The following is a 24,450-nucleotide window of genomic DNA, read 5'->3' as shown; positions in this document are numbered from 1 at the left end:
AAAATCCACTTATCCAATACACTATCTTCATTCTAAAAGCTGTAGAGAGACCATGATATTGAATCTGTGGTTCATAGCCTCAATACGTATATTTCCATCGTATTTCTCCGTAACCCTTCGAATGTTAGCTAATCCGTTTCCGTGAAAATCAGGCTCTTGTTTCTTCGTGCGAAAACCACATGTGAAATTCTTCATCGTGTTAATAACATTCATAAATTTTTCTCAATGAATGTGGGTAACAATCCACAATATTCGCCAAAGGTATATTCTAATGAGTTGGTATACTCAAAGACCGATAATTCGACACTTCATCACATAATGTTGCCAGGATATTTCCAATCTGTGGTAGAAAAAGATAATAAGGCTTATGTACTATACATAGACGGGAATGGAGAAAACGTTGGTATTTATGTAATTGATCTAAACACAAATAGTTTGCTTCATAATTATTCTGTTCCAAATCATAAGTCTCAGGAGCAAGCATATTATCCAGTGGGGCAAAATAACGGATCGTCCCTTCAATGGTTTCATAATCGTTTAATCGTCATGCTGGATGGAAATCGTCCGGGTATTCAGGATCGGCCTGTCATATAATAATAAAATTATGGTATGGGATGATTCCTTACAAAACGTTAAAAAAATTCTATTAAAACAGAGTAAAGATTTTATTCAAAAAAAAGAGACTGAAAGAGGATATATATCAGGTACACATATTTCTGGAAATTAAATTGATATATTATATGACTTTGTTAAGAAAAAACCTTTGGACCGAGTCAGAGAAATACGACGCTACAGTTTAGAGACAGGTTCCGAGGAGGCTGTCATTCCCTTGAGCTATCATTCCGATAAAGAAATGGTTCGTTTTTTGGGCACAAATTAGCTACGAAGTTGCCACACTCCTTCAAGGCGAGGTGTATTTATGATTTATTTAGTTTTTCACCAACTGAACCCCCTTGTCCCCACTCTGCTCATCTGCCCTCTAATCGCCATTATAATTGGAATTATGTGCGCAATTCTCCATTCGAGGGTTCTACTGGCTGTAGGTGTAGCTCTTTTACTTCCCCTCCTGTTTATCACAACAAATATTGCTACCTTTAAATCTAACCTGGACGCATGGGCGATGTACGGTATTATTTATGCCCTGACGACCTATGCCGCATTTAGAATAACTTCCCGAGCTAGAAGTTGACTGATCTTTATGTACCCATGCTGAAATGTGACCCGGAAGAATGATAACTTTAAAACAAATGACCCATAAGAGGGTCATTTGTTTTAATAGAGCCCTTGAAAAAACAGATAGAGCTGAACCCTCATATTCCGTCCTATATTTCTTTACGACGGAATACCGTCAGGCCCGCAATCCCAAACACAGCAAAGCTGCCCAGGACAACCGTAATCAGCGTATCGGCTGGTACGATGAATGCCCCGAAGCTGTCTCTTCCGGCAGGCATCATCGCCAGCACAGGCTGTACCCACGGATAGTACGGACCGTAAGTCTGTGAGTTGGCGACCAGAATATTGGGCACTGTGAAAACAAAGTTCAAAGCGAGCGGCGCGGCAAAGCTGGACCACAGGAAAGACACCATCAGCTGTAACGCAGCCAGCGGCAGACAGGCTACCCAGCCTGCGAGCAGACTTTGGGCAATGATTGCCCAAGGGATCGGCCCGTTCATGTCCTGCACAGCTCCGACACCCAGCAGCGCTCCCCCGAACAATAGCTGAGTCAGCCCTACCAAAGCCATAATCATCGTCAGCTTGGCTACGTAGAGACTGGTGCGGGATAATGGCAGCGACAGCAGTTGCTTCCAGCCGCCGCCCCCATGCTCGAATCGGCAGACCATGGATGCAAATACGGCGGTCAGCATCGGCATGAACAGCAGCGCATGCACTGTGAGCATGCTAGATAACAATGCCAGCCAATTCCCTCCGGGGGTCGACAGTAGTCCGATCAGAACGGCAATCGCCGGGCTGACGAGCGCAAGCAACCAGACGGGCGACTTGGCTATTTTCAAACGTTCGACAGAAAGCAGTCGTACATATCCTCCGAGCATTACGCCACATCCTTTCTGCTAAAATGAGCCGCCGTCAGCAGACTGAGAAGCGCACCCATTCCGCAGCCAATGGACGCAAACATCCACGCTTGAGGTGCAGCCCATGCGAATCGGGGCCAAGCCAGCGGAAAATACCCAGATAGCTGGGAAGCAAACAAGCTGCCGATGCCTAGCGTAATGCCCAGTGTTACAGGCAGTGCCTGATTATGAAACGTGACTGTTAGCCACAACAGTAGTACGAGAATGGGCAGTGTACCTCCCAAGGGCCAGAACCCGAGCCGCAGCAATTCTCCTATCGGAGCAGGCTCTCCCCCGAAGCCAAGTATCATGCCCAGTCCCCACGTTCCAACGGTAAGTAGCAGGCAGGATACACACAGCATCCCGATAGCCAGCGTCAGCTTGGCCATATAGACGCTGAATCTGGAGATCGGCAAGGCCAGCAGTTGCTTCCATGAGTTGGACGAATGCTCCACATTCGCCAGCATGGAAGCGACCATCGCGGCCCCTAACACCAGCGCAATGGGAACAAAAACAGCGATGTTATCCATCAAGGCTTCCCACAGATGACCCTTGCTGCGCGGAATCAGATAATCATAACGAAGCCCGAAATTCAGCGCCTGCATCGCCACCAGCCCAAGGGGGCCAAGGAACACCAGAAACCAGATCCCCTTCCTGCGCGCTTTGAGCAGATCCGCAGTCAGCGCTCGCAGCATCATAGGGAAGTCCCTCCTTTGCCGACGACCTGCATGAACATATCTTCCAGGGATTTGCGGCGTTCCTCTACTCGGTATATAGCATGCGTATTTTCGACCAGCCTTCTGACCAGCAGCGCTACAGCCGCATCATTCATGTTTTCAAAATCCAGAGCAGCCCCGTCCCTCACCGAATGATAACCCTGCTCACGTGCAATGAGCTGGGCTGTTTCCGGGTCCGACGTCACAATACGAATCCCCCCTGCGGATTCCTGACGGAGATTGTGAATCGTATTCTGGAAAACCAGTTCTCCTTCGCGGATAATTCCCACCGTATTCGCCATATGCTCCACTTCGCTTAGCAGATGGCTGGATACCAGCACGGTGATTCCTCGTTCCTTGGGCATCGCCTGAATCAATGCACGCATTTCCTGAATGCCCTCCGGGTCCAAACCATTAGTAGGCTCGTCCAAAATAAGCAATTCCGGATTGCCTAGCAGCGCGGCGGCGATACCAAGCCGTTGCTTCATACCCAGCGAGTAGCCCTTGACCGGGCGTTTGGCATGCTTGGTCAGTCGAACGACTTCCAACACGTCCGCAATGTTCTCCTTGGGCACATTTAAAATGCGACGAATGGCCTCCAGATTTTCCACTGCGTTCAAATGACCGTAATACGAAGGGTATTCGACCAGCGAGCCGACTTTACGCAAAATATCCAACTTATGTTTGCGGATATCCTTACCGAATATGCGGATCGTTCCTCTAGTCGAGCGAATGAGTCCGAGCAGCATACGGATGGTTGTCGTTTTCCCCGCTCCATTCGGGCCGAGAAAGCCGTAAATATCTTCCCGCCCTATTTTCAGATCCAGCTGGTTGACCGCAGGGCGTCCTTTGTATATTTTGCTGAGACCGTTCGTTTCAATAATGTATTCGTTCAAGTTCCTCACCTCGACACCTATCGTAACGTGCCAAGTTTAAGACCAAGGGAACTCTTAGTTTAAGTTTTGTTTAAAAAACGGATTTGTGTCCCGGCGGATGAACTGACAATGTCCCTCTCCAGATTCATTTCACGGGCCAGCAATTCAGTAATCGCCAAGCCAATCCCGGCTCCTTGTCCACTGGATCGCTGCCCCATTCCCGGTCCTTTATCCGTAATGACTAATGCCTCTTTCCCGTTATGTTCCTCTATATGGATACCGATATATCGGCCTGAGGCGGCGTGGCGAACTACATTTTGAAAGAGGTTGTCCAGCAAACGACGGAAGCCCTGCTCATCCACCTTCCACACGATACTATGCTCAGGCAAATCGATATCCATCTCAAAGCCTTCCTTTTCCCAAACCGGATACCAGCTGGCCGCACACTCCCGCACCAGCCGCAGGATATCACGCGATTCGTTATTCAACGTGTATTTGCCGCTGGAGAGAAGATTATAGGCGAGCAGGTTGTCGATCAGACTTCCGAGGTCTTTTAGCTTGTTTTCCATCAATGAAATAGACTGTTTTCCCCTGCCACTCAGGTTTTCGTCTTCCAATGTGTACAGGTGGCTACGCACGACCGTAAGCGGCGTCCGAATATCGTGTGACAGATCAGCGACCAGCCTTTTTCGCAGTTCTTCCTCTTGGCGCTCACGTCCCCGGCTCTCGGCCAGTTGCTCGACCATCTGATTGAACGCTTCCTCCAGCTTGCCGATTTCATCCGGCCGTCCAGTGCTGACAAGAATGGGCAACCCATCCTCTCCCCGTTGTGACATAGCTACCTGAAGCCGCACCAGTCTGCGCCGAATGCCTCCAAAAAACAGGAGAGATACGAATATAAAAGCTGCAAGTATCAGTAAAATAAAAAAGAGGTAGTACAGCATCATGCTATTGTCCGTACGCTGCTGATCAAAGAACGAGCGAGGAATTTTTAATACCATATAGCCCTGATTGGCGTTCTTCTGACCACCGCCAATAAATGAAACTACAGTAAATAAGTCTGAATTCATGGCTTGCTTCATAAATACAACAGCCTGCGTCGCATCCCATTGCTTTGGAACGTCAAGTTGTGCGGGGAGCTCCAGCCTTGTTTTCCCCGCTGCATCCACCCAAAATATCTGTGAATCGGGAAAAGTATCTCCCTGTATTTTGCGTAAATGGATTGAAATTTGCTCCGGTGTGGCTTCTTTTAAGGCTACGGCTTCACGATGCCAGCTATCTTCGGTCCGGGAACTGGAGGGATAATGTGGATTTGCAGGCTTCATATCCGTAACCCAACCAGACAAGACACTACTTACAATTATCATAGTAGGCAACATGATCGGCAACAGCATCATGGCAACCACAATAATGATCAGATAACGGAACAACAGCGAATTTCGGAAACGTGTTCCCTTTCGCAGTCCGTTCATTATGCCTTCACCCGATAGCCTACACCACGGATCGTCTCAATGATGCGGGGAGTAGCGGGATCAACCTCCAGCTTTTCACGCAGATGCCGGATGTGGACCATTAGGGTTTTGTCCCCGTCGATATATGGATCGCCCCACACGGCTTCATACATTTGCTCCTTCGTCATAATCTGGCCCAAATGGCGCAGCAAATAAGCAAAAATATGATATTGCTTGCCTGTCAGCGTAATTTCTTCCCCGGTATCACGGTTCATAATACGGTTATCGGGAGGGTACACTGTCAGATGTCCCAACTGCAAGGATTCCTCGGGCACCGTACCTGAACGACGCAGCAAAACCTCCATACGTGCAATCAGCTCGTCCGGATGAAAGGGCTTCGTCACATAATCGTCGGCAAAATCCAGCCCTTGCAGCTTATCGTCAATGGAGGTTCGGGCTGACAGCATAAGAATCGGAAGCTCCGGCCGCTCCTTCTTGAGCCGTTTTCCAATCGTAAATCCATCCAGACCAGGTAGCATCACATCCAGAATCACAAGCTGGCATGTATGGGATGCTTCCACAGCTCCATCCCCGCTGCGCAGCCACACCACAGCGTAATTCCGCTCTTCCAAATACTGATGCATCCAAGCGCCGATATCCTGATCGTCCTCGATATATAACACATTTGTTTTCATTGACACACACCTACTTATCGTTTTTCTTTTATGTAATGGGCATTATAGCATTTATGATACATAACCCGCGTAAAAAGGTTAATAACTACCTTATACGACATATGCTATATGATTTCAAATTCTACGGCTCGCAAAAAGGAGGAATGCCATATGCTGCTGGAAGCGATATACCACCATCCGAAGCGCAATTGGGCTTTTGGTTATGATGATGCAACCCTATTTTTACGGCTTCGTGTGAAGAAAAATGACCTGACCGCTGTGCACGCTCTCACCGGGGACAAATACGACTGGGATCGTACCCGACAGCTCATTCCGATGTCCAAATTCGCCACCGACGGCAGATTTGATTACTACCAATGTACCGTAAAGCCCACTCACCGCCGACTGAAATATGGATTTTTTCTGGAAGACGAAGAAGAACAATTATGGATGAACGAGAACGACTTTACCACCCAAGAACCTCAAAATGCAGACGGCCTGTTCCAATACCCGTTTTTGAATCCAATTGATATTCTCAAACCACCTGCATGGGTGAAGGATGCGGTTTTTTATCAGATTTTCCCGGAACGCTTTGCGAACGGTGACCCCTCTATAAGCCCGGAAGGTGCCGAGACATGGGGGGACACGCCGCGGACCGACAATTTTTTTGGTGGCGATCTACAGGGGATCCTAGATCATCTGGACCACCTGAACGAGCTGGGGATTAGCGCCCTGTATATAACGCCTGTCTTCAAGGCGACGACCAACCATAAATACGATACCGAGGATTATATGGAGGTGGACCCGCATTTTGGGGACAAGGAGACGTTAAAAAAACTGGTAGACACCTGCCACGACCGGGGAATCCGGGTACTGTTCGATGCAGTGTTCAATCATTCGGGACGTACCTTTAAGCCGTTCGTGGACGTACTGGAAAAAGGCGAAGCCTCCCCTTACAAGGACTGGTTCCACGTACATAGCTTCCCGCTGGAAGTGGTGGATGATACACCGACCTACGATACCTTCGGGCTGGAGCCGATGATGCCCAAGCTGAACACTGAGCATCCTGAGGTGAAGAAGTACCTGCTGAAGGTGGCAAAATATTGGATCGATGAGATTGGCATCGACGGGTGGCGGCTGGATGTGGCAGACGAGGTGGATCACGCCTTTTGGCGAGAGTTCCGCACTACGGTCAAGCAGGCCAACCCGGATGCGTACATTCTGGGTGAAATGTGGAATGAATCGTCTGAATGGCTACAGGGTGACCAGTTCGATGCGACGATGAATTATCCGTTCACTTATGCGGTGAATGATTTTTTCGTCAAAAAAGAGTCCGATGCCCAAAGCTTCGCCTTTGCCATCGGACGGCAGCTGGCCCGCTATCCGCAGCAGGCCTCTGAAGTGGCCTTCAATCTGCTGGATAGCCACGACACGCCACGCCTCCTGACGCTGTGTGGCGATGACAAGCGGCTGATGCGGCTGGCCGCTCTGTTCCAATTCACGTACATGGGCGCGCCCTGCATCTATTACGGTGATGAAATCGGTCTGGATGGAGATGCCGATCCAGGCTGCCGCAAGTGCATGGAGTGGGACCCTGACAAGCAGGACCGCGAGCTGTTCGACTTTTACCGCGAGCTGATTGCGCTGCGTAAGGAGCACCCGGCACTGCGTGCTGTGGGAAGCCTCACTTTCCTGGAGGCAGAGCCGGAAGGCGCATCCCTCGCCTATGAGCGCCGCAGCGAGGAAGAGATGCTGCTCGTGCTGTTTAACCGTTCCGGTAAGAGCCATGTGTTTGAGCTGGACATTCCCGAGCAGGAATGGGAATTGGCTTTTGGCGAAAGCCAGTGGTCCGCAGGAGCGAAGGGCTTACGCGCTGAGCTTCCAGCCTATGGCTACGCCGTGCTGAAGACAATGCCTGCGACGCGGATGGAATAGACGCTCTCCTTTTAATAAACGGAGTAGTCTCATCCCTTGAGGCTACTCCTATCTACATACAAACATTCCCAAAACGGTGATATAATATATTCAGATAATCGCTGATTTAGCATCCGGATTGTGAAAGGGGTGGTTTATTTGGAACATACAACCACGATACGCACAGAGCTGGAGCAATTCATGGCACGAGAAGACCTAAGCATTACGCAATTTTGTGAAATGGCGGATGTAGAAACGGAAACAGTCCATGCTATTCTGGGCAAAAAAATGCTATTCTCGGTAGAGCAACTGGATCGGGTTACATATGGTATGCGACTGAATCCAGGCCACTTTTATGGGCATTACATCGAGGAATATTTGGTCCAAGCTGCCCATGATTGGCGCAATATTAAACCTTTTTTATACCGATGTGAAGAACTGAACAAGCTGGATTGCATTCAGCAAATCAGCTATTTAGGGTTGAATAATGCGACTTACGCTCCTCTGTTGTTCGAAGTAGCTGAGGATTTTTTCAAACATGACAAACATGCCGCCGCAGCCCTTCTTTATAAAAATATCGTCAAAAGGGAGGGGGGCCGACGTTCAGAAAGACTGGCTTTGTGCCAGTATCGCTTGTTTATTCTTGGCCTGGGGCCTGATAAAGAACAAAACGTGGAGGCTGCTAACCGGGTTTTTACCCTTTTGGATCAGCTTGACGACATCGACCGACTCGACGCATTAAGAGAACTGGCGAATGCATATATACAAGGAAAATTTTGGGATTTATCCAAGGACCTGGCTCAGGATATGGACGATGAGGCTAATATTCAATACCTTCTTATGCACCAGCCCAATAAAGTTAATCAGGAACCACTCAAAAAGCCACAAAGACCAATGTTCTTTTATATGGCCTATTCTAACTATCTTCGTGCGAACATTTGTGAGGCCCAGGGAAACTACAAGCAAGCACTACAATATACGTATGCGTATGCTGATCTAAGCTGGGTGAAGGAGACGGATGAGGAAACTCAATACTGGCTGAACAAATGTAAAGGATGGGCACGGTCCAGTCTATTTTTATATAAAATGCTAACCGGAGATGTAAGCGCTATTTTGGATTATGTTAAATGCATTGAAGCTTCACAAACGGAGCTGATGCCGGGATTGTTTAAAATCGTCAGAGCCGCCAATCAACAGAATATCAAGGTAGACTATTTTCTTAAAAAGTTCGACACAGACATTGCAGCCTTTATTGCGCGGGAAAAAGCTATTGTTACGTATACGCACAAGATCACGCCAGATTTATATATTCTTTTTCTGTATGAGTTGTCACACTATTATTTAAGCAGAGGGGCATTTGACGTTGGTTTTCGGTATCTAATCGACGGTATGGAAAAAGCCTTTGAGGTCAATAATAAATCCTGTATCATTAAATATATTGGGCTTTATGAGCATTCCCGATTATTTGCGTCCCGTGAAACTGATGCAGAATATAAGAGATTAATGGACGGAATGTATTTGAACGATGATGACTAACTCAGGCTAAACTCAAACAACGCGCGTCGATTGAGTATCGGCACGCGTTGGCTACATAACTTTTTTAACAGATTATTTATTTTGAATATCTGTTCTTACTACCCCGACATCAGAAGCATTGATAGAAATGGGGTTGCCACCTTGTCCAGACTGAGCTGAAGAAGATTGTCTGACGTCTACCGAAATTTTCTTATTTTTAAAGCCGCTTCGTCTCTTTCTTCCCAAAGCAATTACCTCCTTAAAATACGTGATTTTCCTTTAAATCTCTCATTTGCGAGTCCCCTGTTCAGACGGATATAAACCATCCTTGAGTCGATCTCAACTGCGAAGAGATATGTTATATGAATATGCTAGAGTAGGAGAAGTTGTATCGGCGAATAGTAGATCATAGTAGAAAAGAGGCTGAGGGTTGGAAAATACCTGGTGCTTGACCTTGTAGTATACTTCAACGTTTATGCTTGATCTAAAGGATGGAGGTATTACATCATGAGGACACTTGAGATCGCTGTGCTGCTGGTCAGCTTGGCCGCCGCAGGCGTTATTGTGTTTAGAAAAAGAGAAAGGCGGCTGGATACAGCCGTATTATCTTCCCTCGTATTGGTCGTACTGCTGCATGGAAATATGGATCATTTTCGCTTGCAAATGCTTCCGACCTATCTTGTTGCATGGATACTGATCCTCGGATTTATCCTTAGAATCATCAAGCCCCAAGCTAAAGAACGTCTCCAAACTCGAAAAAATATATATATGAAAAAGGGGCTGCTAACTATGGTCGTTATGGCTTTAACAGCCGGATCTATGTACTTGACGCATGTATTGCCTGCCTTCTCGCTCCCTGAACCGACGGGGAAATATGCTATTGGCACCATTTCGCAGCATTTGACCGATCAAAGCCGTGACGAAACCCTCAGTGCAGTACCTGGCGACAAGCGGGAATTGATGGTCAATGTCTGGTACCCTGTCGACCCCGATGTTGCAAAACAAAAACCCAAAGAGCCCTACCCTGCTGAGCTGGGAGAAGCCATCAGCCTTGTATTCGGAATACCGAAGCAGCTATTCAGTTACCTCACAACGATTCCTACGCATGTCGTCCAAGGTGCGGAGATATCAAACGCTGAGGCAAAATATCCGGTGCTGCTGTTCTCACCCGGCGTCCGTTCTACCCGTTTCCAGAGCATGACGGCTGTGGAGGAACTCGTGAGTCATGGCTATATTGTAGTGGGCATGGATCATCCCTACTCTTCAGCTAAAGTTTCCTTCCCTGATGGTCGGGTCATTCCCTACACGCCGGAGCCCGAATTCCCGACATCGGCTGAGCTATATGAAAATAACGTAAAGGGTGTCAGCATTCGCGCAGCCGATTCCCGATTCGTGCTGGACACGCTTACGACATGGAATACACAAGATCCTAACGGATTGCTCGAAGGCAAGCTGGATCTGGAGCATGTGGGCATATTCGGACACTCCTACGGCGGGGCGACAACAGCTGAAACCTTGGCGCAGGACCAGCGTTTTAAAGCGGGTGTCAGCCTGGAGGGTGGATTCTGGGGAACCGTCGCCCATACCGGATTGCAGCAGCCCTTCATGTATATGATGACAGGAACCACGGCCGAGAGCTTAAAACCGTCGGTTACGAAAAAAGATAAAGTCTTTTATACGGAATTTGCCCCCGATCTAAAGTCTGTCATGACCAAAAGTCAAAATGATACCTATTATTTGACGGTTGATAAGCTCTTCCATCAGAGCTTTACGGATCTGGCCCTGATTTCACCCTCTCTTTTTGCTAAAAATATAGACCCTGTGCATAATATTGATATTACGAGATCGTATGTACGAGCCTTTTTCGACCAATATCTTAAAGGTGAACAGCAGCCGCTATTAAAAGGCGCTTCGCCTGAATATCCCGAGGTGTCGTTCGATCCAACGTATACGAAAAAGAGATCATAGCTGTTTCTGATATAAAAGTAGCGATTTTACTAGAAAATCGGAGGTTCAGGCATGGAGGGAATGACACGGGGCGAGCTGTCACAGCGTACCGGATTGAGCATGGCAACCATTCGTTATTACGAGAATAGTGGTGTTTTGCCTGCTCCCAAGCGGGCTGCGAATGGATACCGCATATATACGGATGACTATCTGGTAAAGATCAAGTTTATTAAAGATGCCAAATCATTAGGGTATTCACTTAGGGAAATACAAGAAACGCTCCAACTGCTCAGTCAGGAGATGGACGAAGACACATTGAGGGAAATTGTTCAAAAAAAGATTGTTGAGATTGAAGCCCACATAGACACGCTGCACACCCTGCAATCGTTACTGCTGGGCTTGCTTAAAGCCCCTCAGACCGATATCCAAAACTATTTGAAATCATTTCATATCCCTGAATAAAAAACACAGTATAAAGAAACTTATTTACAAATTGTTCGTCTATATCCATGGAATTATTTTCTATAAAATGAAACCCATAAAGGAGCATTGAAATGAAAAAAAAGTTAGCATTAGCTTTACTACTGTTATGTACTGCATTCACAATGACGAGCACAGGCTTCGCATCTAGCAACACGCCAACTCTTGAAGTTTCTCAAACACCTCTCGATTATAATATGGTTATACCTGAAAGTGACGGGAACTTTCATGATGGCTTGCTATTTGCGGAACAATCCAACGGCTCGCTTGTGTACTATAACGCGAAAGGGAAAGAGGCCTTTACCCTTCCCGACTATATTTCACCTGTCAGCGATTTTAACGAGCAACGTGCGCTGGTTAAAAACAATAAAACGAATCTGTACGGCTTCATTAACACGAAAGGACAACTGGCTATTCCTTGCCAATATACAGATGCAGGGAATTTCTCCGAAGGCTTGGCCCACGTAATAACAGCAGATACCAAAAGAGATTTCCTCATCGACCGAACAGGAAAGAACGTTACCCGTTTGACGCAAAAATATAGCTCAGATTATCATTTCACATATGGCTTGGCTCTGGTATACAATCCAAAAGGCGATAAAATCGGGTTTATCAATAAAAAAGGACAATTAGCTATTCCTTATCACTATGCCACTTCCCGTGGATTTTACGAAGGGCTGGCTCTGGTTAAAAGCAGTAAAGGAATGTATGGGTACATTGATACGACAGGGAAAGTTGTTATTCCTCTGCAATATAAATCAGGGGGCGATTTCTCCGAAGGGCTGGCTGCCGTGCAAAACACCAAAGGTCAGTGGGGTTTTATCAATAAGCAGGGAAAGAACGTTATTCCTTTTCGGTATACGGATGCGAGTTATTTTAGCGAAGGTTTAGCCGCTGTTTATAATCAAAACGGCAAAGTCGGTTTCATTGATCCCAAAGGAAAATTGGTCATTGGTTATCAGAAATATACCCGAGCCGAGTCTTTCAAGGAAGGCATTGCCCTCGTGGGTGTTGGAACGAATTCTGACGGTAAGTTCGGCTACATTGACCGCCAAGGCAAGCTGCTGACCAAACTTCAATATTTGAATATATCCTCCTCTTTTGCAGATGGCTACGCCGTGGCATCGAAAGAACAGGGTATTGCATTTCTCCTTACCAAGCACTTACCTTCAAAGTAAATCTTATAACCCAAAGGTGCGGAAAGCATAAAGCCGCGCCTTTGGGTTGTTTACTGCCGCTTTCAGCCTAATTAATCGTGCGTATAAAATTTCACTCCTGGCAGGTCTGCCGCCTTCCACGACCAATTGATCGTTTTACTGTTAAAATTAGAAGTGCCTGCCTGTGCAACCTGTACTTCTTTCAATACTGTAATGGATGAGCCTTTAGGTCTGACCACCACCACGTGACCATGACCTGTCTCTTTTTTGATACCGATTGTTGGATAACCGAGGTTGGCCCTTTTTTGAGCGTCGCTGAATGTGACAGCGTACCAACCGGGAGCTTTTTTATTACTCAATGCATCTGCCATTTCATTAGCTATACCACCAGGCAGGGCGGCCGACATCTTCTTCATTACATCTTGTGCAAATTCGTTACAATGAGTAACACCCCCCTTAGGTAAATAATTGGATTCAACATTTAAAGAGTCAATTGCTGCTGCATAGGTTTTGGCGGTTCTTTCCATATTTGTTTCCCCCTAAAATGGTATTGAAGAGATGCGATGGAGTCGCTGTACATCGGAATGGCTCCACATTCATTGGATGTCAGCATCATTTCCCCCCACTAATATAAGTAACTACAGACCTTCCCTAACAACCGCAAGTCAAAATATAAGAACGATCTTTGCTTCTATCCACGTTTCGAACCCCAGAGGACGAAGCTTCGGAGCAGTGCTGACCTTCCCGCCGAAGTTGCTCATGATTTACACTATGAAATCGCCAAGCCGGGCTTTGTCGTCCGCGACGAAAAAACCCGCCAATATTGGCGGGCTCAGAACTAAAAGTTCATATAATCCTTATAAAAATCAACCCCTGCGTACTTTACGGGACAGTAGGTTACCCAAGGACTGAACAACTTGTACAAATACAACAAGAATCACGACGGTAATGAGCGTAACGACCGTATCGAATCGCTGATAGCCGTACGATATCGCCAGGTCGCCAATCCCGCCGCCACCGACTGCGCCTGCCATGGCAGTGGCTCCAATCAAGCCGATTGCGGCTGTCGTTAACGACAGAATGAGAGAACTGAACGCTTCGGGGAGCAAGAAGTAACGAATAACCTGAAAAGGGGTCGCTCCCATCGCATCGGCTGCCTCCAATATGCCCGGATTCACCTCCAGCAGCGAATTTTCGACCAGTCTGCCGATATATGGCGCAATATAGAAAATCAACGGAACAATCGCCGCGCTCGTCCCAATGGATGTATTTACAATCAGACGCGTCAACGGAATGATCGCTACCAGCAATATGATAAACGGCAAGGAACGAACAATATTAATAATCGGATTAAAAATACCGTAAAACCATTTGCTCTCCAAAATTCCGCCCGAACGGGTAATGACCAGCAAAATACCGATAGGTATACCGATCAATGCGCCAATGAATAACGAGATGCTGACCATGAGCAAGGATTGATACAAAGCCTCCCACAGTTGATCCCAGGTTATAGAGGTTCCTGTAATCATCATATGGCCTTCACCTCCTGAATGTTGACCCCTTTGCTCTTGATAAAATCAACAGCCTGCTGGACGGCATGCTCCTCGCCGCGAAGTTGGATTGTCATATAGCCAATGGTCGTCTCTTGTATTTCCGTCATATTGGCAAACAAAATGTTCACATAGACCTCATGCTGCCGAATCAATTCATGAACCACTGGCTCGGAAGCAGACTGTCCGATAAATTCCAGCTTGTAAATCCGCTGTGCTTCTTGCTGCTCGAACGTTTGCAGCACACTATCCGGCACCTTATCATGAATAACCGTGCGCACAAAGCTTTGCGTCGTCTGGTGCTGCGGCTGTCCGAATACCTCCAGCACATTGCCCTGCTCGATGATTTCACCTTTTTCCATCACAGCTACCTTGTTGCAAATCCGCTGAATGACTGACATCTCATGCGTAATGATCAGAATGGTGATCTTGTATTCCTTGTTGATTTTGCGAAGCAAATCCAGAATCGACTGCGTGGTCTGCGGATCAAGCGCCGAAGTCGCCTCATCACAGAGCAGGATAGACGGGTTGCTCGCCAGCGCCCGGGCAATACCGACACGCTGCTTCTGACCACCAGAAAGCTCACTCGGATAGCTGTTCGCCTTGTCAGACAAGCCTGTGAATTCCAGCAACTCTTTTACCCGTTGCTCAATCTCCCGTTTGTTGCGCTTGAGCAGCACCAACGGAATCGCAATGTTGTCGAACACCGTTTTCGACTCCAGCAGATTGAAATGCTGAAAAATCATTCCGATCTTCTTTCTTACCTTCCGAAGCCCTGATGTCGAATAGGTATTCAACTGCTCTCCTTCGACAAGAACCTCCCCGCTGGTGACCTTCTCAAGACGGTTAACCAACCGGATCAGCGTACTTTTACCTGCGCCGCTGAATCCGATAAAACCGAAGATATCACCTTTATCCACTTTGATATTTATATTTTTTAGCGCTTCAATGCTTAAGCCTTTTCTCACATAGGTTTTGGATACATTTTTTAGTTCAATCATTACTTCTAGCTCCTTCCGATCCCTCTAAGAATGTAAGATGTCATTGAGCTGTTTGCATCCCTTTATCGTTAATCCACTAAATCCGAGTATTCTAGTAAGTTTTATAAAGTATACTACTTCGATTTAATATTCATGTCAATATGTGTTTTTTGAGGTCCAACGATTAAACTTTAGCCCTGAGGGCATCGTCATCTAACTACAGGGATTGTCAAAACCCATATTCGTCCTAAGGTTGAGAGCATTTTTTGCATAAACAGGCGTGGTATTGCAGACGCTATGGAATATGCCGAAGCATACACACCTTGCCCAAATGGGACGGAAGCGGAGGAAGTTAAATGAAACGAATATTTGCCTTGTGGCTATGCGTTGCGGTTATGGGGATGTTAGCTGTTTCGGGTGAATCCGCGCTAGCTGCTCAAACTGTTGACGAACAGCCTTATCATTTTGGATTCAAAAAAAGCAAGGGGGGCGAGCTGCCTTCTATCGCACAGGAGGGCTTTATGCACCTGATTGAAAAACAGGGGGGCATCTTTCTCGGAGATACTACCAAAAAAGAAATATTTCTCACGTTCGACAACGGCTATGAGAATGGATATACGCCCAAGGTGCTGGATGTATTAAAGGCCAAAAAGGTTCCGGCCGCCTTCTTTGTAACCGGACATTTTGTGAAGGATCAACCAGCTTTGATGCGCCGCATGGCGAGTGAGGGCCATATTATTGGCAACCATTCATGGAGTCATCCTGATATGAGTACCATTTCTTCGACAGAGATCCGGTCTGAGCTGGATCGGGTACGAAATGCATCGGCAGAGCTCACCGGACAAAAGGAAATGAAATACGTCCGCCCGCCTCGCGGCATTTTTAGCGAAAAGGCATTGGCCTCCTGCCGAGAAGCCGGATATACGAGCGTATTTTGGTCTGTGGCTTACAAGGACTGGGACACAAATATCCAGCAGGGAGCAGACTATGCCTACCAACAAGTTATACGTCAGCTCCACCCTGGAGCAGTCATTCTGCTCCATTCCGTATCCAAGGACAATACCGAGGCGCTGGCTTCGATTATTGACGAAGCCCGCAAGCAAGGATATGAGTTTAAAAGCCTGGACGACCTTAAGGTTAAGCATTACCAATAAAAATAGCTGAATTGGATGAATGGCTAAATATAATCAGCCCGATCCACACTGTGTACAGCAGACAGTGTCAATCGGGCTTTTTGCTTTACAATTAAGGAAGGTAAGGGACCATATACTTATTTTAAGGTTAGCTTATACACCCTTGCTTCATAAGGGCGCAGCTTCAAAGCATGCAGATTCTCCCCTTGCGATGGTTCGTAGTTGGACAGAAGCAGCTCCGCTTTGACGGCAGGATAGCCCTCCTCCTCAGGCCAGTGGAACATCGGGTCATGATCAAAGAAATTCAAAATGACTAGCAGATGCTCCTTCCCCAACGTGCGGGTAAACACATACAACTCGGTATCCAGCGGCAGCAGCAGCTTATATTCACCATAAACGATCACCTCATGTTGTTTACGTAGGGCAATCAGCTTACGATAATAGTGAAAAATCGAATCCGGGTTATGTCTTTCCGCCTCGGCGTGGATGTGCGTGTAGTTATTATTGATTTTCATCCACGGCTCTCCATCGGTAAACCCGGCCGCATGGCCTCCATTCCACTGCATGGGCGTCCGCGCATTATCCCGGCTTTTTCTCCAAATTGCCGCCATAATCTGCTCTTCCGGTTGGCCAAGCTTCCGTTGCTGTTCATAATAATTCAACGTCTCCACGTCCCGGTAATCATCAATCGACGAGTAAGCGATATTCGTCATGCCGATTTCCTCGCCCTGATAAATGTACGGCGTACCTTCGAGCATATGCGTGAAGGTTGCCAGCATTTTGCCCGACTCCACACGGTACTGTCCATCATTTCCGAATCGCGAAAGGGCACGCGGCTGATCATGGTTGTTCAGATAATTCGCATTCCAGCCTTCCTGATGAAGCACCGTCTGCCAGCTACTCATCATTTTTTTAAGCTCTACCAGTGTCCACGGTTTGGGTTTCCATTTTTCTGTTCCCTGTCCCTCGGCATCTATAAACATGTGTTCAAACTGGAAAACCATATTCAGTTCATGTCGCTGATCCCCCACATAATCGAGCGCCTGTTCAGGGCCTAAGCCTGATGTCTCACCGACGGTCATTAAGGGATACCGCTCCAGCACCCTTTCATTCAGCATGCGAAGAAGCACATGCACCTGTTCCAAATTGGAAAAAAGCTGATAGGCCCGTACCAATGTCCGTTTCTCGGGATTATTGGCGTCCGGCAGCCCTTCGGTTTTGACAATATGGGCAATGGCATCAAATCGGAAGCCATCGACTCCCTTTTTCAGCCACCATTCCACCATGCGGTACAGTTCAGCGACCATTTCTTCATTGTTCCAGTTGAGGTCCGGCTGATGCTCGGAATACAGATGCATGTAATATTCGTCTGTAAGCTTGTCATATTTCCACACAGAACCGGAAAAATACGATTCCCAATTGTTCGGATATCCGCCATTTTTGCCTGTTCGCCATATGTAGTAGTCTCGTTTCGGATTATCCTTGGACGAGCGTGATTCTGTAAACCATGGATGCTCATCCGAAGTATGGTTTAATACCAGATCCATCATAATCTTGATGCCTCGTTCATGCGCCTTGTAAAGGAGTTTATCAAAATCCTCCATCGTTCCGAATTCATCCATAATGGCATAATAATCGCTAATATCGTAGCCGTTATCATGATTGGGCGATTTGTACACCGGACAAATCCAGATGACATCAATGCCCAGCTCACTCAGATAGTCCAGCCTGGACAGAATCCCCTGTAAATCTCCTTTTCCGTCTCCATCCGAATCCTGAAAGCTAATCGGATAAATCTGATACACAACGGCTTCCTTCCACCATATCTTTTTAGGCATGATTTCCTCCTGTGGTTTCCCTGTACATCCAATAGCATATGCTCTTAACATACACGCAATACCTGCGGACGAATCGTTGGTGTGACGCGGAAAAGGAAGTTTGAAGCTTGCTTCGACGCAATCGCAGAGCCATGATGAGGCATTCGAATTTTTTTGAAATTTTTTTAAAAAAACAGGTTGTAAAAGTTACTCTGGCGTTACCTATATATATGAACCGCCCATATCCATAAGCCAGAAGAGGTCCCATTCTCTAAATCAAAGGAGGAACTCACATGAACCATCGTCCCAAAGAGCCAAAGGATCTGATTGTGGAGTCGGCTGTGATCCCGCCAAATATCAATGTGGATGTGGAATCAGCCACCGAAGGGGGAAAGCGCCGCCTGATGCTTAGCGATAACCCGGAGACGCTCACCCCCGTGACTGTACCTGCCCGGCAAGCTACCCTGTGGCATGACGTGGTGCGCACGACAACCCGGACGGTCAAGCATCGCATTTTCGGCTGGCATTACAACAAAATCGACGCCCCCGTCAAACTGGGCATCACTGTAGAGAATAAAAGCGATGCTGCGCTGGAGGTACGTCATATCGAGCGGGCTTTAGAGATTGCGCCTGAGGATGGTAACTGGATTATGGATGTCGGGCAGAATATTGCCAAAAGCTGTTTGGCGGGTACGATGAAGCGCTTGAAGCCGGTAGACCGTCATAAATTCGGCAAAGGTACAGCGCTGCTGGAAGAATTCGAGCTGCCTGAAGGATCGCTGGCCGGATTCACCTATGATCTCACTGTGGAATATGCCGAAGGCCACGGTACGTTGGACTATGTAATCCGCACCGTGGTCAGCAAGGATATACAGACCGACCTGCGCGGGATTCATGCGGAGCCGCTACCACCCGTACCGCCGCCGCAGGCGCATCCGCGCGGTACATGGTCCTTTTCCGAAACAAACGCGCGAATGCCGGAGTACGTGATTGGGCAATGCGCCAACTACCGAGCATGTGCCACCAAAAAATTGAATGGTGAGACTCCCGCCGATCTACTGTTTACCGGGGCTCGCAGCGAGCTATGCCCTGCGCTTGATAATCGTGGACAATTCGGTGTCATATATAACGCTACGATTCCCATCGTTAACGACGGTCACGAGGAACGTACGGTCCGCATCTACGCCAATCCGCGTGGGGGAGCGTTCGCCGGGTCTGTGCGTGTGGATAATCATGTATATGGTATCCCTCTGCTACGAGATAATACCAAGGTATGCCGATTGGCTGATATCAGCGTGCCCCCCGGCAAGTCCAGCTATTCTCTAAGTTTTATGATTGCAGGCAGCGCAACCACGCCGTTGGGCCTGTACGTCATCACACTATAGCTATACTCACGATGACTGGATAGCGAACATAGGGCAAAAATTTTCACAGGATATGGTCTGCGCTATAGTAAATGGAGTTGTCCCAAAGGCTGGTTTTAAACTTAATTGGACAGTGTACGCTTCGTCATTAGTGTAAAAAAAGCGCGAGTCCAAGGGTTATTTTCCCCCTGTAACTCGCGCTTTTTGGATCAGCAGAATAAATACCGCTCTATTTGAACCGCTGGACCTGCCTCGAAGGCATAATGGTCAACTCCGGAATGTTGACATGCTCCGGCTGCTCCAGTGCATAAAGGGCAGCTTCTGCAACATCATCAGGATGCAGCGGCAAAACGCTCGAAGCAAACGCCCGAATTTCCTGCTCGGGATACCCGGCCACCTGCGAAAATTCCGTCGCCACCGCCCCGGGGTGGATCGCAGTTACACGAATTCCTTGCGTACTGGTCTCCAAACGCAATGCGGAGGCTATGGCGCTAACGCCGTACTTGGTAGCGCTGTATAGTCCTCCTCCGGCAACCACTTCCTTCGCTGCAATAGAGGAGACAATGACAACATCCCCCTTGGCCTGTTCCCTCATTGGCTGAAGCCCGTACTTCAGTGTCAGGACAAGACCGTGCACATTCGTCTTGTAAAGCTCCTCCCATCTTTCCAGATCCACTTCTGCCAGTGGGCTTCGATACCCGAAGCCGGCATTGGCAACGATAATGTCAAGCCGCCCCCAGCGTTCAAGAATGGCGTGGACCGCCTGCTGTACGTCTTCAGCTTTTTGGATATCGGCAGGTATTGCCATGACCTCGTACAATTCCTCTTGGTGCAAGTCGCGAACCCATTCGTCCAATCGCTCCTGACGGCGTGCCAATACAGCTACATACGCGCCTCGCTCTGCCAGTTTTTTTGCAATCGATGCCCCAATGCCGCTACTTGCGCCTGTTACCAAAGCTACTTTCCCGGCCAGGCTTTCCTTCGCTTTCCAGGATAATTTCAACTCATCCAATATCATGTTAAACCCTCCCAAGCTTATTTGGTTAAAAGCACGCGATGAACGCCCTGACTGCCTCCAGGAGCTGTGCCTATATATAAATATCCGTCATGGCTTACAACCGTGGTTACCCCATAAACCGAGCCTTCAGGATCATGCCAGCTTCCGATGAGTTTACCCTGCGGATTAAGCTCCACAGCAAGCCCATGCTTCACAGGTGCGCTTGCACCGCTGAGAAGCGATTGAGGCAATTTGGCCATCATTCCAGCCAGCCACGGGCTTTTATGCATCTGATCTACAAAGGGAATACGTGTCGTGAAGAGACCGACCCAGAAGTGGCCTTGATCATCACGCGTAATGTTATCCGGAAAACCGGCGAGATTATCCGCAAAAATATCCGAAGTCCCCTTCTTTGGCCCTTTGAGCCAGTATCTGGTCAATTGGTAGTGATACGACTCTGCCACAAGCACAAAATCTTCGTCCGCAGACAAGGCAACCCCGTTCGCAAAATAAAGGCCTTCCAACAGAACTGTCGTCTGCTTGGTCGCCGGATCATATTTCAGCAAACGTCCATGTGGCTTGTTCTCGGCGATTTCTTTGAAGACTACACTGCCATAATTGGAGGTGTCAGAAAAATAAATGGTACCATCTTTGGCAATATCCAGCTCGTTGGCCAAATAGATCGGTGTGCCGTCGACTTGATCGGCCAACACCGTCACGTTTCCGGAAGGATCTACCGATAGCAGCCCCTTCTTAACATCCGTAACGATCAGATTTCCACTTGCGTCAAACATAAGTCCATTGGGCGTTCCTTTGGTATCTGCATAAAGCTGGGCCTTTTGCGGATTGCCCTTTGTATCAATGGCAGCCTTATAAATTTTCCCGTCGGAGTCTCCCGTATATAAATTTCCTTTCTTGTCAAAGGTGATAAATTCCGGAAACTTAGGGGCATCTGTAACAAGCTCTGCGGAGCTGAGTTTGTTGTTTTGTTGCCATGGACCCGCTTGTTCAAAAGAGGGGGCCGTAGGTGCAAGCCATTTTGCAGGCTGGACAGGGGAAGGGATGAGCATAAAAATAACCACTCCCAGAAGGATTACCGCCAGCAGCGATAATCCGGTTCTGCGTACCCATTTACGCGGTTTCTTATTCTTTCTTCCTTGAGAATCTTTGACAGACAAATCAGGTTTACTGGGCATTAGAGTGCCTCCTATGTGATGTGAATAATATTTATATTTGAACGACGATTTTACCGAAAAACTGTTTTCCTTCAGCCAAAAGTGCGAAGGCTTCGCCGATTTGGCTGAGCGGGAATACCCGGTCGATGACAGGATGTAAACGATGGCGGGAAATGGCGCGATTCATGTTTTCGAAATGTTCCCGGTTACCGACTTGGCTGCCGCGAATCGTCGCAGCCTTCTGCAAAATGCTGGTGACATCGAACTCAGGAATGGTCAAGCCCGATAAGAATCCGACCATGCTCACAGTCCCTCCGGTACGAAGTGCATTGATGGATTGCACCATTGTTGCCGCTCCCCCTACATCCAGGACATGGTCGACTCCGCCTGTCAGCTCCAGAGCCACCTTACCCCACTCGGGAACTTCCGAATAGTTGATTGTCTGCCATGCGCCGAGAGCTTTTGCCCGTTCCAGCTTGTCATTGCTGCTCGACGTAATAATTACCCGTGCTCCCGCCATCAGAGAGAATTGAAGTCCAAAGATGGAAACACCGCCTGTTCCTTGCAAGAGCACCGTATCCCCCGCTCGCAGCCCGCCGGATTCCATCAGCATGCTCCATGCGGTTAATGCCGCAATCGGCAAGGTGGAAGCCTCCTCCCAAGAAAGGTGATCCGGAATGGCGACGACCCCTTCTTCATGCAGAACGATATATTCAGCCGCCACTCCACTGAGCGGGCCTCCCAGACTGTCCTTTAATACCTCCGCTCTCGTGCTCCCGCCAATGAATTTCTGTTGTAAATTTCCCGCTACCCTTTGTCCAATCTGAAATTTTGTCACCCCTTCGCCCACAGCCACAATTTCACCCGCTCCATCGGATAACGGAATGAAGGGAAATTGAATGCCGATCGGCATTACTCCATTAAGTATTACCAAATCTCGATAATTAAGAGACGCTGCCCTTATGCGGATCAGGACTTCCAGCCGTCCCGGCACCGGTATGTCGAGTTCCGTCAAGGCTAATTCTTCAAAGCCAAAGCCGTTTTTCAGTTGCACTGCTTTCATTTTGGTTGTCCTCCCTGCAATTTTTAACTTTTTACTCACCACGGATACGATGTATTATAAAAGAAACATTGTTTCCTATACAATACACTGTATCCATTTGTCTTCAAAACGTCAATCTTTACTTTAAAAATAAAACATGTCGTAACTGCCTCCGGTTTTTTAACGTTCCTTACCAGGTAAAATTGGAGGCAGGGTGGCTTTCGCTTGCCCATAACTTGCTCAGGTGGGCAAGCATAGACCAAAAAACGCGAGTTGCAGGGGTGAAAAAACCTCTGCAACTCGCGTTTTTTTACATTAATGGTGATATAAGCACTGTCCAATACGGTTGAAATTTGCTTATGGGACAGCCCTATTTAAAGCTCCACTTTTTATAGACTACGTCTACTTAAATTTGTTTCTGACTATATTACGCTACTAAGCATAAAATTGGAGGGCGGATTCGGCTCCGGCTTACCAAACAAATAACCCTGAGCCAGCGATACTCCTGCTTCACGACAAAACTCAAAATCTTCCATCTGCTCGACTCCTTCAGCCAGCACTTGACCGCCAAAATGAAAGGCCGATTCCACGATCCCCGTAATTTGTCGTTGCTGGTCACTGTTACGGTAGCAGCCATTAATTAAACTCCGGTCAATTTTCACATAATCCGGCTGGAGCCGATTCATCAGCTCTGTCGTAGAATACCCTGCTCCCACGTCATCCAATGCCACGGAAACTCCCCCTTTTCGATATTGTTCAAAAATTCGATGCAAAAAATTCAGATCATTTATTTCTTCCGTCTCTACAACTTCAAATACAAAATCCTCCGCATTCATGCACAACCGGTCAATCGTCTCAAAGGTATGATGCAAGCAGTAGGTCGGATTATAAATGGTGGAAGGAAGAAAGTTAATAAAACGTTTGATTCCCGCAGGAAGGCATGTTGCACTTTTTTCAATCGCAGAAATACGGGCTGACCGATCCAGATGAGCGTGTAATCCAGCTTCACGAGCGATTTCAAACAGCCGAAAGGGCTGAAAAAGTCTCTGCGGATGTGACGGACGCAACAAAAATTCAAACCCGATAATGTCCAGCTTGTGGTCAATAATAGGCTGCATATGGCTGGAAAAGCTCTGATCCACAATAACATTCATGACATCTGGATGCTTGATTCGTGCTTGTAGTTGGCTGAATGGAAGCCAATCCTCATACCCTTCGACATGAAACGATCCGGTCACTACAACCTCTATATGTAACAACCATTCCTTCGGCAGACAAGCAAGTCTGTCCATCAATTGCTCCAGCTCCGCAGGACTGTCATAGCGAAACGCAATGCCGTCCTCGCGCCCTTGTTCCTGTTTCATTTGTTCCGACAGCATACCCAAGTTGCCCAGCACTTGAGTAAGCGACACCCTGGAATGCCTGATTTTCAGCAATCCCTGGTCCTTAATAGGTAATATGATGCTGCAATTGCTGCAAGTCATAATGGTCCTCCTCGGAACAATTTTCCGGTTTTTTCACCATTATATCACAAATAACTAGAACAAAAGAACTATATATAATTACGTGTTTTTACAAAAAATAAGGTTATTTT

23 protein-coding genes and 1 pseudogene are annotated in these 24,450 nt (G+C 47.5%); 9 read left to right on the top strand and 15 right to left on the bottom strand.

Going from position 1 to position 24,450, the window contains the following annotated elements:
* Positions 1 to 27: 27 nt before the first annotated feature.
* Positions 28 to 195: a GHKL domain-containing protein gene (locus ABIA61_RS19430; protein ID WP_481857737.1), complete on the bottom strand. Its 168-nt coding sequence runs from the start codon at positions 193 to 195 to the stop codon at positions 28 to 30.
* 147 nt (positions 196 to 342) lie between these two features.
* Here ABIA61_RS19430 and ABIA61_RS19425 point away from each other — a divergent pair, with 147 nt between their 5' ends.
* Positions 343 to 594, top strand: a complete 252-nt coding sequence (locus ABIA61_RS19425; protein ID WP_283654348.1) for a hypothetical protein — start codon at positions 343 to 345, stop codon at positions 592 to 594.
* A 728-nt stretch (positions 595 to 1,322) separates the two neighbouring features.
* On the opposite strand, the gene ABIA61_RS19420 is transcribed toward ABIA61_RS19425, so the two are convergent.
* The 5 genes from ABIA61_RS19420 to ABIA61_RS19400 are packed head-to-tail and all read right to left on the bottom strand — an operon-like array spanning position 1,323 to position 5,806.
* Positions 1,323 to 2,051, bottom strand: a complete 729-nt coding sequence (locus ABIA61_RS19420; RefSeq protein WP_283654347.1) for an ABC transporter permease — start codon at positions 2,049 to 2,051, stop codon at positions 1,323 to 1,325.
* Entirely contained in the window at positions 2,051 to 2,767 is a 717-nt protein-coding gene (locus tag ABIA61_RS19415) for an ABC transporter permease (protein ID WP_283654346.1), read from the bottom strand. Before ABIA61_RS19415 ends, ABIA61_RS19420 begins: the two co-directional genes overlap by 1 nt.
* Positions 2,764 to 3,681 (bottom strand): ABC transporter ATP-binding protein, encoded by a 918-nt coding sequence (locus tag ABIA61_RS19410; RefSeq protein WP_404519827.1) that lies wholly within the window; start codon positions 3,679 to 3,681, stop codon positions 2,764 to 2,766. Before ABIA61_RS19410 ends, ABIA61_RS19415 begins: the two co-directional genes overlap by 4 nt.
* Before the next feature lie 59 nt (positions 3,682 to 3,740).
* Complete coding sequence (locus tag ABIA61_RS19405) at positions 3,741 to 5,132, bottom strand: sensor histidine kinase (RefSeq protein ID WP_404581139.1); 1,392 nt, start codon at positions 5,130 to 5,132, stop codon at positions 3,741 to 3,743.
* Positions 5,132 to 5,806, bottom strand: a complete 675-nt coding sequence (locus tag ABIA61_RS19400; protein ID WP_283654344.1) for a response regulator transcription factor — start codon at positions 5,804 to 5,806, stop codon at positions 5,132 to 5,134. Before ABIA61_RS19400 ends, ABIA61_RS19405 begins: the two co-directional genes overlap by 1 nt.
* Before the next feature lie 150 nt (positions 5,807 to 5,956).
* On the opposite strand from ABIA61_RS19400, the gene ABIA61_RS19395 reads away from it, so the two are divergent.
* Complete coding sequence (locus ABIA61_RS19395) at positions 5,957 to 7,720, top strand: alpha-glycosidase (RefSeq protein ID WP_283654343.1); 1,764 nt, start codon at positions 5,957 to 5,959, stop codon at positions 7,718 to 7,720.
* Positions 7,721 to 7,858: 138 nt separating this feature from the next.
* Positions 7,859 to 9,235, top strand: a complete 1,377-nt coding sequence (locus ABIA61_RS19390) for a transcriptional regulator (RefSeq protein WP_283654342.1) — start codon at positions 7,859 to 7,861, stop codon at positions 9,233 to 9,235.
* A 72-nt stretch (positions 9,236 to 9,307) separates the two neighbouring features.
* Here the strand turns inward: ABIA61_RS19390 and ABIA61_RS19385 are convergent, their stop codons facing one another.
* Positions 9,308 to 9,460, bottom strand: coding sequence for a hypothetical protein (locus ABIA61_RS19385; RefSeq protein WP_014279467.1), 153 nt, complete (start codon positions 9,458 to 9,460; stop codon positions 9,308 to 9,310).
* Between the two features lie 261 nt (positions 9,461 to 9,721).
* Here ABIA61_RS19385 and ABIA61_RS19380 point away from each other — a divergent pair, with 261 nt between their 5' ends.
* From ABIA61_RS19380 to ABIA61_RS19370, 3 genes are all read left to right on the top strand, one after another.
* A complete protein-coding gene (locus ABIA61_RS19380; protein ID WP_283654341.1) occupies positions 9,722 to 11,182 on the top strand; it encodes an alpha/beta hydrolase family protein in 1,461 nt (486 codons plus the stop codon).
* 51 nt (positions 11,183 to 11,233) lie between these two features.
* Positions 11,234 to 11,623: a MerR family transcriptional regulator gene (locus tag ABIA61_RS19375; RefSeq protein ID WP_283654340.1), complete on the top strand. Its 390-nt coding sequence runs from the start codon at positions 11,234 to 11,236 to the stop codon at positions 11,621 to 11,623.
* A gap of 92 nt (positions 11,624 to 11,715) precedes the next feature.
* Positions 11,716 to 12,819: a WG repeat-containing protein gene (locus ABIA61_RS19370; RefSeq protein ID WP_283654339.1), complete on the top strand. Its 1,104-nt coding sequence runs from the start codon at positions 11,716 to 11,718 to the stop codon at positions 12,817 to 12,819.
* A gap of 71 nt (positions 12,820 to 12,890) precedes the next feature.
* Here the strand turns inward: ABIA61_RS19370 and ABIA61_RS19365 are convergent, their stop codons facing one another.
* Positions 12,891 to 13,325, bottom strand: a complete 435-nt coding sequence (locus ABIA61_RS19365; RefSeq protein ID WP_283654338.1) for a hypothetical protein — start codon at positions 13,323 to 13,325, stop codon at positions 12,891 to 12,893.
* Positions 13,326 to 13,562: 237 nt separating this feature from the next.
* Here ABIA61_RS19365 and ABIA61_RS26650 point away from each other — a divergent pair.
* Positions 13,563 to 13,640, top strand: a pseudogene (locus tag ABIA61_RS26650) (CysS/YqeB C-terminal domain-containing protein); the annotation flags it as partial.
* Positions 13,641 to 13,664: 24 nt separating this feature from the next.
* On the opposite strand, the gene ABIA61_RS19360 reads toward ABIA61_RS26650, so the two are convergent.
* Both ABIA61_RS19360 and ABIA61_RS19355 read right to left on the bottom strand, forming a co-directional pair.
* Positions 13,665 to 14,330, bottom strand: coding sequence for a methionine ABC transporter permease (locus ABIA61_RS19360; RefSeq protein ID WP_283654337.1), 666 nt, complete (start codon positions 14,328 to 14,330; stop codon positions 13,665 to 13,667).
* Positions 14,327 to 15,349 (bottom strand): methionine ABC transporter ATP-binding protein, encoded by a 1,023-nt coding sequence (locus ABIA61_RS19355; RefSeq protein ID WP_283654336.1) that lies wholly within the window; start codon positions 15,347 to 15,349, stop codon positions 14,327 to 14,329. Before ABIA61_RS19355 ends, ABIA61_RS19360 begins: the two co-directional genes overlap by 4 nt.
* A 335-nt stretch (positions 15,350 to 15,684) precedes the next feature.
* Between ABIA61_RS19355 and pdaA the strand changes: the two genes are divergently transcribed.
* A complete protein-coding gene (pdaA, locus tag ABIA61_RS19350) occupies positions 15,685 to 16,482 on the top strand; it encodes a delta-lactam-biosynthetic de-N-acetylase (protein ID WP_283654335.1) in 798 nt (265 codons plus the stop codon).
* A gap of 116 nt (positions 16,483 to 16,598) precedes the next feature.
* On the opposite strand, the gene ABIA61_RS19345 is transcribed toward pdaA, so the two are convergent.
* Positions 16,599 to 18,299 (bottom strand): glycoside hydrolase family 13 protein, encoded by a 1,701-nt coding sequence (locus ABIA61_RS19345; RefSeq protein ID WP_283654334.1) that lies wholly within the window; start codon positions 18,297 to 18,299, stop codon positions 16,599 to 16,601.
* 272 nt (positions 18,300 to 18,571) lie between these two features.
* Here ABIA61_RS19345 and ABIA61_RS19340 point away from each other — a divergent pair, with 272 nt between their 5' ends.
* Positions 18,572 to 19,663 carry a hypothetical protein gene (locus tag ABIA61_RS19340; RefSeq protein WP_283654333.1) on the top strand — a complete coding sequence of 364 codons (1,092 nt, stop codon included), beginning with the start codon at positions 18,572 to 18,574 and terminating at the stop codon, positions 19,661 to 19,663.
* A 208-nt stretch (positions 19,664 to 19,871) separates the two neighbouring features.
* Here the strand turns inward: ABIA61_RS19340 and ABIA61_RS19335 are convergent, their stop codons facing one another.
* The 4 genes from ABIA61_RS19335 to ABIA61_RS19320 form a co-directional block, all read right to left on the bottom strand.
* Positions 19,872 to 20,660, bottom strand: coding sequence for an SDR family oxidoreductase (locus ABIA61_RS19335; protein ID WP_283654332.1), 789 nt, complete (start codon positions 20,658 to 20,660; stop codon positions 19,872 to 19,874).
* 17 nt (positions 20,661 to 20,677) lie between these two features.
* A complete protein-coding gene (locus ABIA61_RS19330; protein WP_283654331.1) occupies positions 20,678 to 21,835 on the bottom strand; it encodes an SMP-30/gluconolactonase/LRE family protein in 1,158 nt (385 codons plus the stop codon).
* A gap of 31 nt (positions 21,836 to 21,866) precedes the next feature.
* Positions 21,867 to 22,877, bottom strand: coding sequence for a zinc-dependent alcohol dehydrogenase family protein (locus ABIA61_RS19325; RefSeq protein ID WP_404581138.1), 1,011 nt, complete (start codon positions 22,875 to 22,877; stop codon positions 21,867 to 21,869).
* Between the two features lie 401 nt (positions 22,878 to 23,278).
* The gene (locus ABIA61_RS19320) at positions 23,279 to 24,340 is read right to left on the bottom strand and encodes an EAL domain-containing protein (protein ID WP_404581137.1); all 1,062 of its coding nucleotides are present in this window, start codon (positions 24,338 to 24,340) and stop codon (positions 23,279 to 23,281) included.
* Between the last annotated feature and the right edge of the window lie 110 nt (positions 24,341 to 24,450).

The sequence above is a fragment of the Paenibacillus sp. RC21 genome (assembly GCF_044907935.1).
Taxonomy (GTDB): domain Bacteria; phylum Bacillota; class Bacilli; order Paenibacillales; family Paenibacillaceae; genus Paenibacillus; species Paenibacillus terrae_A.
This window is presented reverse-complemented; position numbering and strand designations above follow the sequence as displayed.